Here is a 20,203-nt window from a genome sequence, read left to right as displayed (position 1 = left end):
CGTGATGCGGCTGGCGGTCGATCCCCGGGGCCCCGCGCCGCGGCTGTCCCAGCTCGTCGGCGCCCGTGGTCACGCGTGGGCGGAGTTCGTGCTGCCGAGCGGCGCCAAGGAATCGATCGGGTTTTACCGGCCCGACGGCGAAAACCCGGCGGTGCGGCTCGGCGACACCGGGCACACCGCGTCCGCGAGCTACGAGGTGTGGGTCTCGCCTGAAGACGCGTTGCGCGCCCTTGATCATTCGCTGCGGCACCTGCGAACCCCGTATCAGGCGCTGTCGTTCAACTCCCTGCAGTTCGCGAGCGGGTTGTTCGAACGCGCCACCGGTACGCCCGCTCCGTCGGCCGGGTGGCTGACGACCGGGCCCGAAGATCTCGACCGTCGGCTGCGGGAGATGATCGGAGGCGTCGAAGAGCAGGCCGACGCCGACCTGCTCGACCCGAACGTGGACGCGCTCTTCCGACCAGGCTCGGACGTCGTCGACCCGGTCGCCCTCAGCGGTCTGTCGAGGTTCGTCCGTTCCCTGGCGGAGGAACTGCGGACGCGGCCGCCCGCCGGACGGCTGATCGCGATGGTCGTGAAGCGTGGGCAGGACGGCGATCTGGCGGTCCAGCGGGGGACGAACCTGGAAGCCGCGCTGCGCACCGCCCTGGAATCCGCCGCGGTCGACCACGGCCTCGCGCTCGACCACCTACCGATCCGGGTCACCTACCTGCAGGACGACACGAAGGCCGAGTCGGCGACGATCGGTTATGCCCGGACGGAGCCGGGTGACGGCATCCCGCCGGGGCAGTCGGTCCAGAACTGGCTGAACGAGCAGGTCGCGGCTACCCAGGTGGTCCAGCAACGCACGGTCGCTCAGTACCTCATGCGCTCCGGGCTCCCGGACGCCCTCGACCGGATGCGGGTCTTGAACGCGGACCGGCCGGTGTTCCGGTTCCAGGTGAAGACCCGGCACCGGGACGTGGCCGCCCAGTACACCGGCCATGCCTGGGTCGAGATCCACGACCCCTTCGGCAACGGGACGCTCATCGACTTCGCGCCGGAGGATCCTCCTACACCGCAGTGGGCGACCGTGCCGGGCACGGTCTCCGTGCTGCCGGTGAGGGACAAGCCCACCACGTACAGCGCGGAATACCTGGTGAGCGCGAACGACGTCATCCGGGGGCTGGGGCGGGTGCTCGCACTCTCGGGACAGCCGTACCGGTTGACGAGCCACAACTGCACGACCTTCGTGCAGGACGTGTATTCGGCGGTCCGGGGGGCACCCGCCCCCGGCGCGGGCCGCTGGGTCCAGGGGCCGACCGACCTCGAGCGCACGCTCCGGCGCGGCGCGTCCCACATCACGGTCCGGCCGTTCGACGCGGCCTTCCCGACGGGTCCCGTCCCGGCCGCCCCGCCGCGTCGCGCCGAACCGGCTCTTGCCGCGGACATCGTGGCGGGCTATCGCGAGATCACCGCGGATCTGCCGCATTTCCGCTTGTCCGACAAGGATTTCGACATCGCTCTCGCCGAGTTCTCCCGGCTGGCGGGCACCGGCGACCTCCGGCAGGGGCCCGATCTCGACCTTCCCCTGGAGCAGTTGGACAACGCGCTCGGAGAGCTGGAAGAGCGGGCGGAGGCCGCGACAATCCCCGAGGAGCAGTCACGGCTCCGGCTGCTTTCCCGGCAGGTGCGGGCGCTGGCCAACGACGCCCTGCTGCTGTCCGCCTTGGCGCCGACCCGCGACACGGTCCTGGAACTTCATGCGCAGCAGCGGGTGCGGAGCATGCTGGCCGAAGTCGCGACGATCATCCACAGTGGACAGGACCCGTTCGCCGCCGAGGACTCGCCGTGGCGCGGCCTCGACTACGACCGGACCGCGCCGCTGCCGCGCAGGCTGGCCGAACTCATGCTGGTGGACACGCCGCCGGTCGTGGTCCAAACCCTGCGTGAAGACCCGCTGTTCCAAGACCTGATGCGGAATCCGGAGGCACTGGCCGACGCGCTGTTCGCCGCTTCCGGCGGTTTCGAGTCGGCGTTCGCGGCCGCCGAGCTGGACCAGGATGGGGTCCCGCCGTCGGTCACCCTGGACCGGGTGCGCGATCAGCTCCGACGGAACGCGCCGTCCGAGCTGATCGAAGACCTGACGGCGCTCAACGGCTTCGAGAACGGCCTGAACGTCGTCGCGGTGCTGTTCGCCGCGCCGGTACCCGCCGATCCGGAGGTGCGCCTCGTGGTCGGCGGGACGCCGCGTTCGGTGACCCGTCCGGCTGGCAAGCCGTGGACGCGTGAAGACGCGACGAGGCAGTGGTGGCAGTCGGCGGATCCGGCGGTGTCCGTCGACCACCGGATCGCGAATCCGGTGACGCGCCAGGACATCGGCGCTTCGCACCGGGAGACGCCCGCGGTGACCGTCCGGTCCGAGGACGGCGGGTTGAACCGGTCGGGACGACCTTGGCGGGCGACGATCGGCTACGACCTGCGCCGGTTCGAGGTCGAACGCGACGGCCACGAACCCGTGCGGGTCCGGCTGCACACGGTCCGTCTTCGGCTGGACGTCAGCGGACAGTCCGAAGTGGACACCACGAACTTCAAGACCCGGGTCGAAGCGGCGGTGAACGACCAGTACAACCAGGGTTACCGGCTGCCCGGCGGCGAGCAGCTGCTGGTCGAGGTCGAGTTCACCGATCGCGAGGACGCGCACGGCACGGTCTTCGTGACCGGCCCCGGCACACCGGCCGACCAACGGCACTGGCCATCGGACGGGACCGGGGTCCAGTTCGCGCACGAGGTCGGGCATTACCTCGGCCTGTACGACGAGTACTTCCTCGACGAACGCGTGGTCGCCGAGGTTCCGGTCTTCCAGCACGCCGTGGGCGCGGGCCGGGTCGCCACCGGGCCGGGCCTGATGACCGCGGCCGCCATCACCGGCGACGTCGTCCTCGAACCACGCAACCTCCAGCTGATCTCGGACCGGGCCCGCGCGCTCGTCGGAGACGATCCTCAACCGGTACGGCACCTTCGGCGCGGCGAACGGGAGCCCGGCTTCCTCGCCACCGAGCAGGAAGCGCAGGAGTTCCTCGCTCAGGAGAAGATGGCCGGCTACCTGAAGCAGGTCGCCCAGGTGCTGAAGGACAGCCCGCATCTGGCGTCGACGGGTGCGGCGGAACTGGCCGCCATCCGCGCGTACACGCATACGCAGTCCGGGGTCATCGACAATTACCTGGCGGGGAAGGAAAGCCCGGACCACGCGGCGCCACTGACCCGGCTGCTGGCCTCGGCGGTGACCCGTTTCCCGGCCCGTCACACCGGAGTCGTGACCCGGGTCATGGGTTTGCCGATAGCGGCCGCCAAGGAACTGTTCGTCGAGAACGGGCGGTACACCGACCACGGCTTCTTCCGCGGCATGCGGGGCGAGGGCCGGTTGTACCAGGGCAAAAAGGTGATCGTCACCGCCCTGGTCCACGACGGCGCCTGCATCGCCTCGGCGTCCAACCGGCCCAGCGAACGCGAGGTCCTGCTTCCGCCGGGGACCGAATTCGACGTCCTCAAGGTCGCGGAGGTCGGCGACGAGCTGCACGTGAAGGTGCGGCAGAGCGAAGCCACGCCCACCCGGATCGGCACGCCGTTCACCGGTTCCCCTGGCGACGGCCCGGCCGCGAACGGCATCGAGGACCGGCTCGCCTTGGGCAAGGTGGTCCGCGAGGCGGACGAGCTGGCGCCGGATCTGGCGAGCCGCGACACCCGGGCGCACCGCGACAAGATCGTGCGTGCCCGGCGGCGGGCCCTGCGCGAGGCCGGGCCGCCGAGCCGGATCAAGGTGACCACGTGGCGCTCGGCCGCCGAGCTGGACGCGTTCCGGAAGGGCCGGTTCGTCACCGAACCGACCGTGCTGATCGCCGGGGACGGGCCGGGCAACGTCACGTTCGTCATCGACGACGCCCGTGCCGTGCCGCAGGAGGACGGCAGCATCCTGCCGCCGGGGTCGGCGTTCGAGGTCGTCGAGGTCTCCAGGGCTGCCGAATGGGACAAGCCGACGGTGATCCACCTGCGTCACCTCGACCCGGTCGAGGTGGTCGATCAGCCGAGTCCGGTCGCGCGGGTCCGGACCGTGGACGAGCAGGCAGGGAAGGTCGTCGACGTCCTCCGCCGCGGCTTGCGCGAACGGGACGGCGACCTCCACCTGACCGCCGCCGAAGCCCTCGTCGAGCAGCACCCGGATCCCGGCCGGGTATGGCACGCGGCGCTGAAGGCCGTCGTCGGCGATCCGGATCTCGCGCAGCGGGTCCGGACGATCACCTACCAGCGGCGGGAAGGCGGCGCCGTCCGGTCGGTCACCTTGCCGGACTCGGTATGGGATCTGCTGGCGGTGCCGGGCGACTCGCTGGAGCAGTCCGGTGACGAGATCACCGAACCCGTCCGGATCGCGCCGCCTCCGACGGCGGGCGCCCTCATCACCGAAGCCTGGCAGCGGGACGCCGTGCGCTGGAGCGAACTCCTCGACGAGGACGCGAACGGTCAGGCCGCACCGGATCCGGCGCGAAGGGACACGGACGGATTCCCGGCCACGCGGGGCGAGGCGTGGGCGAACCTGCTCGGTGCGCGCCAAGCATTGAGCCGGGTGGAAGCGGCGCACGCGGAACTGTCGTCCCGTCTCGCGCCGGGTGGCGCGGGAGGTTCCCGGGACGCCGAGCGCGTCGCGGACTCCGAAGCCGCACTCGACGTGGCGCGGGACCGGCTCGGCCTGGCGACGGCCGATCTCCGTGCCTGGGGCAACGATCCTCACCGGCTGGACCGGGCCTATCAGGAGTGGCGCGAGGCTTCGCTCAAGGAGCGGCCCCGGTTGCTCGGTGGCGCCGTCGACGGTCCCCGGAACCACGGGCTCGGCGACACGGACGGCGGCGGTCAGGCCGAAACCGAACTCGAAGACGAGCAGGCTGAAGAGCCGGTCGCGACGTCGTTCCGCGCGGCGGCGGTGTCCGGCGGCGACGGCCGGCACCTGACCGAGACCGACCTGAAGGTGGCCATCACCGACACCGCGGCACGACTGGACCGGGTGACGCGGAGGCTGACCGGCCGGGTGTTCTCGATCCCGGACACGCAGGCGTCGTCCCGGCCGAGCCGTGCCCATGCCGACGAGATCGCCCAGGTCACCGAAGAAATCACTGATCACCGGGCGTATCTCGACTCCCGTAACGCCGAGCTGGCCGTCCTCAAACGCGCCATGGTCCGGGCCGAACACACCGAACTCGCGGCCGCCGCGGCCGAGCGGATCGACGAAGACACCCCGGCCCGATTCCGGGAGACGAGCGAAGAAGACCGCGAGAACGCCGTCCGCGAACACGCCGAGGTGGCCGAAGACGTCGCCGAACTGGAGACGGAACTCGATGTCCTGATCCGCCGCCGGATCGAGCTGCGGACGACGTCGGCCGCGCTCGAAGCCGACGCTCGCCGAGCCGCCGCGGCGGCGTTGGAACAGGTGTACCGGCCCCCGGCCAGCGCGGGGATCGACGACGTGACACCGGCGATCGGGTCGGCAGAGGAGGGGGAACTGGCCGCCGAGTTCGTGCGGCTGAGCGGCAGGCTCGACGCCCTGCGGGCCGAACTCTCGGAGGTACTCGGCCGCGCGAAGGACGGCTCGGACACCTGGCACGAGCCGCTTTCGCGCACCAGACCCGGGATGGCGCCCGCCGTCCCGGATCCCCGGCTCCGGGCCGTCGCGCGGGTGGAGACCGTGCACGTGGCCGTCGGGCTGGACTCGCCTCGATCGCTGGCGGCCAAGCGCTGGCAGGCCACCTATGACGAACTGACCGCACAGGGCTTCTCGCACGACGACGCGTCCCGCCACGCCACCGAAGTCCACCGGCGCACGATGACAGAGGCAACGGCCGGACGCGTCGACGTCCTGGGCCCGAAGGCCGACGTGCGGCGGATGCGCGCGCCGCTCACCCAGTGGGTCACCGGTGACGACGGGCTTCAGCAGCGGGTGCAGGTCGGCAGGCAGTGGATCACCGAGGTGACCGTCGGGATCGGACTGGTGCCGCTGCCCACCGCGTCGAAGACCGAGGTCGACACGCTCCGGGCCAGGCTCCGCGACGCCCAGATCCTCCTCAACGCCGGTTACCTGCTGCGGAACCGGTCGCAGTTCCGCATCCGGGTCGTCGAGAACGAGTCCCCGGAGTTCACCTTCACCGTCGGCGATGTCGTGACCGAGTGGGAGGCGGACCGGCACCTCACCACCGAAGCGACGGACCAGGAGATCGCCAGACGACTGCTCGGCCTGCTCGGGGTGACAGCGGACGAGACGGTCGCTCAGCTCGACGCCGGACTGTGTGATCAGCTCGACGGTGTGCTGAACGCACCGGTGAAGTCCGTGTCGCCGGCGTTCTTCTCCGGGGGACCGCGCCGCACCGAGCCCCGGCCCGAACTCGTGCTCGACCCGGCGCGGGACACCGGTGAACAAGCACTCGCCGGACTCGCGGCGGAGCTGGCACACCACGCGCGGTGGCGGCACGGGAAGAACCGGGCGATGCCCGTCGTCACGCTCGTGATGGACGGCGATCGCGACGCCCTGCGGGAACTGCTGCTGACGGAGGTGCGAGGAAAGCTGGCGGACACCGGCATCACCGCGCCGCTGACCTTCGCCGAACCCGCCGCCACGGACGTCCCCTCGGACGGCCAAGTCCGGTTCTTCGTCGACTGGGCGCCGGACGGTCCGGCGGCACCGATCGAGCGGACCCCGCCCGGCCGCCCGGACGAGAACCACGAGGAGGCCCCGGCGACACTCGCGCACGACGACCGCGTGCGAGTGCTGGACGACGAGCGGACCTGGGCGCACAGCTCGGCCACGCATGCGGACGAGGAAGCCGAGTGGACGAGGCTGACCACGCCGGCGCGGCCGTGGCAATGGCAGAACCTGCGCGCCAACGCGCATTTCGTGACGGTGGAGCAGGTGGACGCCGTCCCGATCACGCGCGTCCAGGACCACTCCGATCCCGGCGGACCCCCTCAGCCTGTCGACGGCCTGATCGCCTATGACCTTCGCCGGTTCAAGGTCGACGGTGACTGGGTGCAGGAGTACACGATCCGGCTGCACCTGGCGAGCGAGTCGGTCGACGACGAGGCGCTCGCCGCGCTCGAGCATCGGGTCCGCCTCGGGGTGGCCGCCCTGTTCAACAACCGGTACCGGCTGCCCAGCGGGGATCAGTTGCACGTGCGGCTGGAATTCCGCGACACGGCCTCGGACGCTCATGCCGTCGTCAAGGTGGCGGCGTCGGGCCGGGCGGGTCAGACCCACTGGTCGGCGGACAACGAGCTGCACATTCTCGCCCACGAGGTCGGTCACTTCCTGGGGATGGTGGACCAGTACCGGATGGTCCACGAAACAGACGCTTATGCCCACCAGGATCGGGATTCCGCGACCCGGCCCCACACGGTGGTACGCCCGGCGGGGCAAGGGCAAGCCAAAGTGCGGGAAACCGTCGCCCTGCTCAACCAGGTCAAGGACGACCGCGGTCTCTACGCCGAGCAGGAGGACGAGCCCGGCGTCGTCGTCCCGCCGCGCGATCTCTGGAAGATCGAGCGGACAGCGCGCGGATACGCCGCGGTACAGGATTCCCTCGACCCGTCCGATTCCCCGGTTGCGGAAGAAACCGTTACCGGAGAACAAGAACTGTCCGCCGAGCAGAAGCGCGCGCTGATCTCGTCGATCCTGGAGGTCTCGGTCCGGCTTCCCGGGAATTCGGGGATCTGGCTCGCCGACCCCGCCACCGACGTGACCACGTTGGAGCTACAGGAAAAGATCGTCCAAGGCCTGCCCGCCGACGACCATTTCTTCACCGTGGTCGTGCATGTCGGCCCCTCCGGGATGCCGGAATTCCTCGGCACGCCCATCACCCCGGACGTCATGGCCGATCTGCTGAGTCACCTGCACGCCGGGAACGTGTGGTCCTCGGACCGTGAACTGCGCTTCGTTTCCTGCGGCCTCGGCGCGGAATCGCGGGAGTACGTCCCCGCCGTGCTGCGCGACCTCGAAGTGGAGGTGACCTCGGCCTACGCGGCGACCACCAGGGTGTGGGGGGTGCCGAACCTGAGCGGCCAGGGCGGCAACGCCTACGATCTCGTGGTCGCGGGCCAGGTCGGGTTCGACGCTTCGGGCAGGCCGGTCTTCACCGACGACGGACTTTGGGTGCAATACATCCTCGACGAGGACGGCGAGGTCCTCCCCGTCGAGCATGGCGCTCACCTGGTGGCCGGGCCGGACGGCCGACTGACCACGCCGGACCTCCCTGGCTACGGGATCGTGGACGACAGCCAGTCGATCGACAGGCTGATGCCCGGAGCCTTGCCGTTCGGTTCGCTCACCCGGCTGCCCGGCGCGGACGATTTCGAGGACCGGTACGACACCGTCTTCGACGGGTTGCCGAATCTCGCGACCGACGACCTCGGTGCCCGCTTGGACCAGCTGTCCCGGCTGGCCGAGGGCGGCCGTCTGGAGAACCACACCGACGCGGTACTGGAGTCGGACGGGATTTCGGCCGCGTTGAGCCGGATCGACCAGAACCTGGAAAACCTCGCCGACGCGGGTACCCGGGCGAAGGTGCGGTCGCTGGTGAACGACGCGGTGATGGCGGCGTCGCTGGTGCCGTCGCGGGAGCAGGACGTCCCGGACAATTCCCGGTTCCGCCTGTCGACCGTGCGCGACCGCCGCGTCCTGCAGCCGCTGTCGATCGACCGGCTCCAGCAGGTGCTCGGCGACATCGCCGTGAACGTCGAAGTGGGCCGCGATCCGTTCACCACCGACAGGTCGACCGTGCGGGGGATCGACTACCGGCCGGATGAAGGGCTGCCGCAGCGGTTGGCACGGCTGGGACTGACGAACCTCACCTTCGAAGGCCGCACCACCCTCCAGGAAGACTCGCTGTTCCAGGTCCTGCTGGAGAATCCCGTCGCGTTGACCGAAAGCCTGTTCGCGGCCACCGGGCACGACGAGCAGCTGTTCATGAACACCTGCGGTGCCGCGGCCACGAACACCGACGTGCGCACCGTGGTCCCGACCATCGCGGGGCTGCTGATGGTCGGCCGTGGCGTCGTCGGCCGGGTCCGGAACCAGCTGGACGTGACGTCGCGGGAACGACTGGCCCGCCGCGATCGCCCACTGGGCAGGTCGATCGGTGACCTGGCGCGCAAACGCGTCGCCGAGGCCGACACCCGTTTCGCGGCCATCGAGAACCGTGCGAAACAGCTGGCGGCACAGGAGACCAGCGGCCCCGCTCAGCGCGCGGAATGGGCGGACTTCACCTCGCAGTGGAGCCGCACCATGCAGAAGCTCGCCGCGGTGATCTGGCTCAACCGCGGCGATGGTTCCTCCGTTCCGGTACTGACCAGGAAGATCGTGCCCGGCGCGTGGGAGCTGAGCGTTCCCTTGTTGCTGCCGGTCGTCTTGGACCGGCCGGACCGGCGCACGGCCGGGTTGGAGGACGTCCCGTTCCGCGAGACCGCGTTCCAGCCCGTCGCGTCCACGCCGCGAGAGCGCTATCGCGGCCAGCAGTGGACGGAGCCCCCGGAGCCGGTGTCGCCCTACCTCGCGACGTCCGCCGAAACATTCTGGGACCGGATCCGGTCGGGCACCGGTGTCCGGATCTTCACGACCGGGCACGAAATGGTCCTCAAAGCCGTCGATGACCGCGGCGAGCGGATGTTCGTGGTCAGTGACCCGAAGAAAGCCCAATTCGACTACTTGACCATCGACCAGTTCGTCCGGTTCGCGAAGCACAACGGCCTCATGGCCGGAAAGGACGTGCAGGAGGACCGTGCCGTCACGGTGCCCAGCCGGTCCGGTCCGGTGGAGGCGGTGATCAATGAGCCCGAGCCCGCTCCCGCCGATCCGGTCACGCTGTCGGCCGACGCCGTACTGGACGGCGCGACCCGGTTCGGCGACGACACCGGGATCTGGCTCGATGACCCGGCGACCGATCCGGCCGCACGCGAACAGCAGCGGAGGGCGGTCGAAAGCCTCCGCGAGGACGAGCGGTTCTACACGGTGGTCGCGCATACCGGTCCCAGCGGGATGCCGGAATTCCAGGGACAGCCGATCACGCCGGAGGTGATGGTCGAGCTACTGGCGCGTCTTTCCCGCGAGCGGGTCTGGACCGGCAAGCCCTTGCGGTTCGTCGCGTGCGGACTGGGTTCACCGGACATCGAAGGCTATGTGTCCACCGTGCTGCACGGTCTCGCGGACAAGGACATCGTCGCGGACGCGTACGCGGGGGATACGGCCGTCTGGTCCACTCCCGGCCGGGACGGGAACGAACTGGTGGTGGCGAGCCGGATCGGTTTCCAGGAGAACGGTTTGCCGGCCGTCGTCGGCGACGGCCGGTGGCTGCGGTTCCGGTTCGCCGAGGGCGGGCGTACCGAGATCGAGGTGACCGAGCACGATTCCTATCTCGTCGTCGGGGACGACGATCCGCCGCTGTTCCGGAAGGCGCCCGGCGGTTTCGACGTCGTCCCGACGGCCGAGGGCCATCTGGTCGACCTCTCCATCCCCGACTCGATACCGTTCGGGACGGGGCGGGAGAACGGTGTCGGCCTGCCGGAAACCGTGCAGGCGAAGCTCGGCGAGTTCGCCCGGCTGATCACCGCGCGGCCGTCGCCGCCGCCGGTGGAGGTGCGGGGCAGGCGCGGCGATTCGCGACTGGCGGCGATCGTCAGGAAGCTGCGGTCGTTCTTCTCCGGGAACGATGTCCGGCTGCGGGTGATCGCCTCCGGCACGGAGCCCGGCGTCCTCGTGTCCACGATCATTCCGGCGGCGGACTCCGGTGACGGCACGACGTTCGGCGAACCGGCCGGGGTCACCTCCGACGAACTTCTCGAACACGTTGCCGCACCAGGGAACCGGACCCTCCGGATCAGTACCGGCCCGGAGCGGGCCTGGCGGCTGGACATCGGTGATCAGGTCACCGTGCGCCGGGGCGAGGGTGAGCCGGTGCGCCTGCCGAGGGCCGAGTTCGCCGAGCGGCTGTCCATCGTGCTGGAACAGCGACGGCGGGGACGGCCCGACGCAGGGTTGGAGCGCTCGCTGTTCGGCGACACGTTGAGCACGGTTGAGTGGGGCGAAGTCTCGTTCAGCGTGGAGATCGGTGCCGAACGGATGCCGACCCCGACGGAGATCGAGCGGGACTACGGACTCGACACGGCGTCGCAGCGCCGTTTCCAGAAGACGGCGGATTCCGCCGGAACCACGTTCGACGCACGGCCGGTGAACCCGGACGCGCTCCGTCACGCGCTCCAGGGCGCCCGGCCCGCGCCCGCCGGGCTGGCCGCCAGGACGGTCACCACCTGGGACGTCCACCTCGGCATGCCGGCGGAGGCCATCGGCCTGGCCGCCAGGTTCGCGCCGCAGCGCCCGAACCTGGCCGAGCTTTCGCCCGAGGTCCGAGTCAGGGTCACTCGCCGTTACTATCAGCGCTGGGAGGAGTACACCAGCCAAGCGGACACCCTCCCGGCAGGCCACCGCGTCTTCGGCGGTGTCGTCCAGACGAAGACTCCGGACGGCTGGGTGTCGTTGATCGGAACCGGCTCGCGGCACATTCGCCTTCCGGACGGCGACAGCTCGATGCTGACCGACGACGCCGAGCAGGACGCGCCGCTGCTCGGTTCCGCCGTCCACACGACACCGCTGGGCCGTGCCGGTATTCCCGCCGGTGTCGACGTCGACGAGGCGGGCGAACCGCTGATCCGGTTCGCGCCCGGGACGCCGCCGCGACCAGTGTCCTTTGAGGACGATGACCCCGAAGTGTCCCGTGTGGACTCTCCGGAGACGAGGTTCGACGAGCTGCGCGAACTCGCCATGGAGCGGCCTTCGGACGGGTACTGGGACGCGTTGCAAGAAATCCTGGAGGACGGCGCGGAGAACGGCGACACCGAGGCCGCCGCCGCGGTGCCCGTTGCCTCGTCCGCCCCGGTATCGACGGGAAGTACGCTCGAGTACGAGGTCGAGTCGGACGGATCCGAGCCGCCGTTCACCCGGGTCGCCAACAAGGGCGGCGTCGTGTCGAGCGACGAGTCGCCTTTCCTGGTGCCGGTGATCCACCGCGAGGTCGTCGAGCATCCGCCGATCGAGTTCTCGGGAGACAACACGCTCGGGTTGCCTCAGTCGTCGCCCCAAGGACATTTCAAGGAGTTCTACGCGACGCGGGAACGGGTCGACGCCGCGAACGCGAGGCTGGCCGAGGTCGGCAGCAAGGTCACTCTCGCCGTTAATCCGGGCAACAAGGTGCGAGTGGGCGGACACTCGTTGGTGATGGTGAAGCCGACGTTCCGGGAATCACCTTCGGCGGTGTGCAGCGAGTTCGCGAGCGCGATCATGGGCGGACCACCCCGGCAGGTGGTGCTCCGATCCACCGAGGGGCCTGCCGTGCTCGGGCCGTTGCGCGACGGTGGGTCGCTGCGCTTTCACGGTACGCACGAGGTCGCGGCCGCGCTGGCGGAGTTCGCGGGGACCGCCGGTGCTGTCCTCGATCCGCACCAGGTGGTCGCGGGGATGAAGACCGCGGGAGTCGACAGCCCGCAACCAGGCAGGGAGTACGGCCGGGCACTCCGCACCGGCACGGACAACCGCGCCCGGATCGACCAGGCGGCCGCTGTCTTGGGCGCGAATCAGTACGCGTGGGCCGCGCCGGGTGAGGCGTATGTCGCCCAGTCGATCGCCGTGCCGGGTAAGAACGGCCCGGACTACCACACCGTGTATTCGACGCGAGTGCCGTCTTCGGCCAACTCGACCTGGGGCTACCACTTCGGCGCGGTCGCCCTCAATTCCGAGAACGACCAGGCGCAGATCACCATCGAGATCACGCGGGGGGCCAGGCTCCGTGCGGATCTGCTCGACCAGGCGATCCGGGCGAATCTCGACCTTCACGGTGCGGGACTGGACGCCGAAATCGAGCGTCACAAGCCCGATACGTTGCAGCGGCGCTTCGGCGAGGCGCTGCGGACCATGCGTGACATCGAAGCGGAAACCGGTCCTTCTCACCGTGAAGGGAACAAGGAGTGGCGGGACGCGAGGGCCGTCGCGCGGCAGGCCATCACGGGCCTGGCCGGTGACCACCTGCCCGCGTTGGGGAGGTCGTGGCGCCTTCGCAAGTACGACCAGTCCAAGGGAAACACGTTCTTCGACGTCTGGGGCGGCGTCGACGCGCGTGGCGAAGCCGCGCTGCTCGCCAATCCTTTGGTGATGGTCGCCACCTCGGTGGTCGCCGACGCGGCGTATCAGGCTCCGCTGGAGAACGCGCGGGTTCTCGACCCCGCCAAGGTCGCCGACGGCACACAGCCACTGGATCCGATCGCGGCCGGGCGGCTCACGTCCTTGGCGAAAGACGTCGTCAAAACGGCGTTGTGGCGGCACCGGACCAGTTTGCCGATGCCGGAGGTGACCCTTGAGGGCTATGGCAACTCACGGTTCCACGCCACCCGGACCGGAATGCGGCGTGCTCGGCTCGCGGAGGCCTGGTTCCAGCGCGAACTGAACCGGTTGCTCAACGACAAACAGCGGGATCTCCCGGCCGGGGAACCACGGCTGACCGCCGATCGCATCCCGGTCACGCCGATCTCGCACGGTCGTGCGACACCGCCCGCCGTACCTGACGCGCGGACAGCCCGGCGGGACGTGCGTGCGTCGATGACGGCGGGCAACGGGCCGCGTCCGACCGGCTCGCTTGTCGTCGCGCGAGAGGGGACCGCCGAGCAACCGGACGGCTATTGGGACTCCGGCGTGCCGAGCGACCGCGAAGTACGATTGCTCGACCTGCTGGCCGGGATCGGATACGGCCCGTTGGACACTCCGTCGGATTTGTTCAACCTCGCACTAGAGATCGATTTGATGCCGACCGCGGACATGTCCTACGGCAACTTCGAAGCGGAGGCGGGGCTGGCCGTTTGGCAGGTAGCCGGTCTGCTCGCCGAGTCCGGCGGCGAGTTCACGGTGCCGAGGCTGGCCGCGATGCGCGCGCTGACCGACGTGACGCGCGCCGATCTGCGGTTGTCCGAACAGGCCACGATCACCGTGGATCACCTCGAACTCACCGCGAGCCGGCTCGGCTGGTCCGGCGGTCTGACGGACGTACTCGCCCATATCGAGAACCTCGGCGGCGGCCGCCTGACGGCTGATGCGCTGCGTAGGTCCACAGTAGACACTCCGGTGGCCGGCTCCGTTTTCGACGCGCTGGTGCCGACGGTGAGCCCGGCGCCCGCGAGCACGGTTCCGCTCGACGGAAACCGCGGGATCAGGCTGGACGACCCGCGGCTGGCCGGAGTCGTCGGGAGTTTCCCGGCGGATGACAGGTTCTTCACCTTCCTCGCGCACGGCGACGCGAACGGTTCTCCGGTACGCGGCGATTCCGGAACCGGGAGTACGCCGCTGAGCCCGGCCGAGGTGGCCACGATGCTGGTCCGGGCCAGGGAAGAAAACCTTTGGGACGGCGTGAAGCCGTTGATGTTCGCGTCGTGCGGTGCCGGTAGCGGCGGCCGCAAATCGTTCGCGGCCCAGGTGCTGGCCGAATTGCGGGCACGCGATATCGACGTGGAAGCCGTCGCCCCGGACGGTCCGGTGTACTTCGTGCCCGACGTGGCCGATCCGGAGGGACCGGGTCACCTCGTGGTGACCGGGAAAGTGGGTGTCGACGGGGCGGGGCGACCGGTCGTCGCGCCCAATGAGAACTGGATGCACCTCACCGGGTCCTTGGGCGGGGCGCTCCCGATCGGCGCGCATATCGTGGTGGAGGAAAGGGAAAACTGGCGCACCGAGAAGCTTCCGGCCGGCTATGACCTCGGGCAGTCCGTCGACGATCTGGACGGCGCGGTGCGGTTCGCCAACGCTCCGCCATCCGTCCCGCTCATAACGACGGACACCCCGACGGAGGACATTCAGTTCGATATCGAATTCGATCAGAAGTCGGCGGTGCCGGGGCAGGTGACGACCGGGGCCGACGTGCTGCGATCGATCGAGATCGACGGCAAGCCGGTGGATATGGCCCGGCTGGGCGATCCCGACTACTACGCGAGGTTGCTGGCCAGCGCGGGCGATGCCCGGAGGGACGCGGTCGATCGGCTGGGCAAGGTGGCCGCCGCACAGGGACAGCTCGTCTCCTTCGTCGAACGCGCTGTCGCGCTCGCGCAGCGGCGGGCCGCCGAGGGGATCGCGCCGCCCGTGCTGCGGGTGGGCGTCCGGCATGGGAACAACCCGTTCGACCGTGCGGTGGTCATGGGGGATCGGCGTGGCCAGGCGGTGGCCGACGTGCTGCGCGCGCTGCTCACCGACCGCCTTCCGGCGCTGCGTGACGCTGGGCTTTCGGTGGCGGATTTCAGCATCGTGATCGAGCGGGCGGCTGATTCCGATCGCCGGAGCCTGTTCGACCTTTCGGTCGACGACGCCACGGCCCGTAAACGCCGCCGGATCAGCGTCACGATAGGCGCCACTGCCGGCACCGCGCCCGCGCCGGTCCAGTCCACTGTGGACGCTTCTGGCCCGGTGACGACTTCGCTGCTGAGGCTGGCTCCGGTCAATCGAAACCTGTCGCAGTTGTCCTCGCAGTCGTCGATCAGCATCAACTCCATCGAGATCACCTATCCGTATCCGGGCAAGGTGCTGAACCGTAATGTCGTGTACTCCGGCCAGCGCGAAGTGCTGACCGTGCACGGCCTGGAACCGGTTCTGGTGGAAGGGGACACGCCGCACGACGCGTTCCGTGAAGCGGTCGTGGCCAGCTTGCCGCACGGGGCGCTGCTAGAGAACGCGCGCATCATCAAGCAGCTCGACGGATTCGCACTGGCCAACCCGGACAACGTCAGCCTCGACAAGATCGCCGACGCCGCAGGGGTGCGGGTCCATGTGATCAAGCAGGACGGCACCTGGGACGGTCACGGCCCGGCGACCGGGCGACCGGTGCACATCCTGCGCGCCGACGGCGTGAACGCCCACACCTACCTCGGCACGAGAGAAAACGTCCACATCGGACGTCCGAACGTGCGCTACCCCGGTTCGACGGTGCTGCTGACCGAACACGGCCGCAAGGTGCTGCACCGCGGCGAGTTCGAGATCGAGACGATCAGGGGTGAGCACTACGTCCGGCTTTACACCGCGATCCTCAATCCGGCCGATCGCGAGTCGGTGAACAAGGACGTGCACCAGGACAAGAAGGATGGTGTGGTCACGCCGTTCAGCGGCCAGCGGAAGACCGATACCGGACCGAAGGTTTTCTGGGTCGGCGGCGGGCGGCCCCTGCGGGCCGTGCAATGGACCGCGAAGTACGAGACCGACCCGAACCGTGAAGAGCATATGCAGCCGATGCTGCGGTCGTTCCTCGTGCCGCTCGAAACGTTCTCGAAGGTCACGAGCCAGTCCGTGGTCGAGGCCGCGGCCTCGGGCAACGAGCTTTCGATGAACGTCGACCAGAACGGCGACACCAATCAGTTCGGTCTGCGGGGTACCCATTTCGCGGACGTGCAGCAAGTGGTGCTCCCCGGTTCGCTCGTCACCTACACCATCGGCGGGCAGGTCACCGTCATGCCGGAGGTCGCGGGCCGTCAGGAGGCACTCGACGACCTCTACGTCCGGCTCGGCCTGCGCCCTAACTTCGACTCCGCGGCGCTCGGCAGGGAGAACGACCCGTGGTTCACCTGGTCCGCCGCCGGTCAGAAGTCCTTCCGCAACGACCCGAAAGCCTTGCGAAGCCTGGCGAGGACGCTGAGCAACCACTACCACACCTGGATGGGCTCACCCGAGGCCTTCTTCAGCCCGCCCGCCGACGTCATTCCCGAGCCCGGCAAGGGAACCGGCAAGGGGGCGGCGCCCAACACCCCGGTGCGACGGCGTGAGGAGATGAACACCTTCCTCAACACGCAGGGTCCCGGCAAGGAGATCGTCGTCCAGCTCGGCGAAAAGCTCTGGACGTCGCTCGACGCCGCTGTCCGCGACCAGGTCGGAGCCGGTGTCCAGGTCAGCGCGGAGGACCTCCGGGCCACCGTGACGAGCCAGCTCAACAGGTCCTTGAACGTCCCGCAACCGGTTCTCGTCGAGGCGACGAAGACGAACGGGCAAGCGGAAACGCGCAAGGTCGACACCGCCGAGAACATCGAAGCGGCCATCAAAGCGGATCCGGAGATTCCGGCGAGGGCGGCGGGCGTCGTCGCCGACGCCGTACTGGACGCGCTGGAAGCGGGATTCGGGCAGGAGGCCCGGAGCGGGGAATTCGGACGAGAACTCCGGAAGGTCGTCCTGCGTGTCGTCCAGGACCGGTTCCAGGGGCTGGCAGGCCCGTGGGCCGCGGAGATCGAGAAGAACGGACGAACGAAGGAAGAAGAGAAAAAGAAGAAAGACGAAGAGAAGAACGGGCCGAAGCCGGATAAGAAGGCGGAGGGCAAGGGCGAGGGCAAAGAGAAGCGCGCGAAGAACTTCCTCACCGGTTTCCGTGCCGAGGAGTTCACCCAGACCATCGCCGCGGACCTCGTCAAGGACGAAGCCTTCAAGAGGCTTCTGCGCGAGACGAACGTGACGATCGGTCCCGATTCCTTCGCCGCGCAGTTCAAGGCCCGGATCCTGTCCAAAGCGATCGAGCCGGTCGTCAAGAACGACCTCGTCGGCCTCGGGGAAAAGGAACTCGGCGATCACCTTCTCACCAAGATGAAGGAGGTGGCCGACGCGCTGACCAAGGAACTGACGAACAAGAACTCGGCGAGGTTCGGGAGCCCGGACTCGCGCCGCAGGCTCGCCGGGCGGGCCGCGACCCTGCTGCAGGACAAGAAACTACTGGACAAGGTGACCTTCACGCCGGTGAGCCGCGGCACCGCCGACACGTTCATGAAACAGTTGCCGGAATACGCCACGCAGGCGGAGATCGGGTCCGCCATCGCCACCGACGAGCGACGGATCAAACTCGACTTCGACACCCGGAAGAGCATCCTCGTCAACGGTGCGATCGAGGGCGCGCCCTATGAGAACGAATACGCGAGCTGGCGCGACAACTACATTCTCGGCTACACGCGCAAGCACGATCCGGCCGTGTTCCGCAAGCACCGGCGGATCGGTGGTGAGCTTTCGGAGACGATCAGCACGCAGCTCGAGAACCCGGACGTCCAGTCCGGCCGGGTGATCCTCGACGAGCTGCTGGCGGGGCTGGACGAGGGTGTCACCGACGACCACGCCAAGCTGGCCCGCAAATTCGACGAGACGATCAAACCCCAGCCCGGTCAGCAGGACCAGCCGGGACGGCCCGATCGCGCACCGGGGGAGCTGCGGCCGAACACCTTCAGCGAGCACGCCCAGATGGTGCTCAACCGGTACTTGAAGCTCACCTCCGGCCATGAGGACGCCGACCGGTTCGTCCGCCGTGAAGCGATCGTCAAGGCGATCCTGTTCCACGACATGGACAAGGTGAATTCCAAGCACCAGTACGGCGACGCCCAGGTCAGTCATGATCTGGAACCCGAGCATCGCGGTGCGATCGAGTACATGAACCGCAACGAAGGTCTGTGGGCCAGCCGGCGTGACTTCGAACTGGCGCGCGCCTTCGTCGATTCGGATCCGTTCGGCTACTACTTCCGCGGCATGGGAGGAATGACCGCGCAGGGCGTGTACGACTTCGTGCACAGACTCGCCGTACGTATGGGACGGCCCGACGGCAAGGCGCCGACCGCGACCGACGTCCAGAACCTGTTCCGTGAATTCCACCAGTACTACCAGGCGGATTTCTCCTCCTACAGCGCGCAGGCGAAGTTCGTCAACGACACCGACGGGCAGGTGCAGGAAGGCTACGACAAGCTGACCGGGGTGGCCGTCGTGAACGGTGAGCACGTGCTGGTCGGCGGCGAGCACCGGTTCGCCTATTCCGAGGAGAAGCGTGCCGGCCGGAAGCCGACGTACGAAGAGATGTATCTGGAACTGGCCAAGGTGTTCGAGCAAGCTGTCGCCGACGAGCCCGAGCGGGTCGCCGAGACGGCGGTCGTGGCACAAGGAGCCGATGCCGTCCCTTCGGTGACGGCTCGGGTCTTCGACGAAGTGGCGCGCGACCTCGGCGTGAATCTGTTCGAACTCGAAATGCGGACGATGTATCCGCTCGGGGTGTTGTTCTCGGCTTACGAGCGGGATCCGAACACCCCGGTCGCCGACATCTACCGTTCGTTCGCGGACGGCGGTCTCACCGGGGTGTGCGGTGAGACGGCCAACCTGCTGTTCAGGATGGCGCACGAGCCCGCCGATCCGGTGAAGGCGACCGTGTCCGACCTGGCAGAGGTGATCAACGGTGGCGAGGACGTCGGTGTACTGGTGACGACGCGGACGACGCACGCGTTCTACCTGGAGCTACGGGGCGACCGCGCGATCATTCACCAGAGTTATTTCGGGCGGTACAGCCTCGCGGACAGTTTCGCCGCCCATCGGTCCTATCCTCGGGCGGTGCTGGCCGACCGGCTGGTTTCGTTGCTCGGCGAGTATCGGAGTGGGGGCGTGCCGGTCGAGCAGGAGGAGGAGTTGTTCGGCGGAAGCCTGCTGGATCCCGCGCAGCGCGAAGACTACGAGCGGCGTGACTGGCGGGTGTTCCAGATCAACTCCGCTCCGTTCCTGGACGAGCGGCTGCAAGCGGAGAGACTGACCGCGGTGGTGGCCGAGCAGCACGCGACGTGGAACGAGATCAAGAACTCGTCGCAGACCGTCGCCCAGAACCTCGGGATGGAACAGGAGGAAGCCGCAACGTCGGACTCCACCAGCATCTTCGAGGCGTTGGTGCCCGCGGCGGTCGAACCGGAGCCATCGGCACCCCAGGGCGACAGGCTCGAGGAGTACCTGGACGGACTGGTCACGACGCGCTTCGCGAGGCATGAAGACGTCGACGTGCTCCTGCGGATGTTCGAGGACGACGCCGGCGGTTTCGTACCGGGTGCCGGACGACCCGGACTTCCCTGGATGAGGCGGGAGGCGGTGGCGAACCTGCTCTGGGCACGCCGTGACCTGAGCCAGGCCCTGGATGCTCGCCGGTCGTTGGCCGCTCGTGTCGAAAGAGGGGTGGGGAACTCCCGGGACGGCGAGAACCTGGAACTGGCGAAGGCATCGCTGTCCGAAGCAGAGGCCAGGGCCGAGCAGGCCGAGGCCGATCTTCGTGACTGGGGAAACCGCCCGGAGCGACTGGACCGGGTTCTCGCGGAATGGCTCGCCTGGCTGGCCCGGGATCCGGGGTAA

At 68.9% G+C, this 20,203-nt stretch carries 1 protein-coding gene (only partly in view); it reads left to right on the top strand.

Going from position 1 to position 20,203, the window contains the following annotated elements:
• Positions 1–20,203: the 3' portion of a hypothetical protein gene (locus ACLJRL_RS18400; RefSeq protein WP_410657413.1), read on the top strand. The gene continues 10,466 nt to the left of window position 1, outside the view; only the last 20,203 of its 30,669 coding nucleotides appear in the window; the start codon falls outside the window, past its left edge; it ends in the stop codon at positions 20,201–20,203.

The sequence above is a fragment of the Amycolatopsis sp. lyj-112 genome (genome assembly GCF_046549055.1).
GTDB lineage: Bacteria > Actinomycetota > Actinomycetes > Mycobacteriales > Pseudonocardiaceae > Amycolatopsis.
This window is presented reverse-complemented; position numbering and strand designations above follow the sequence as displayed.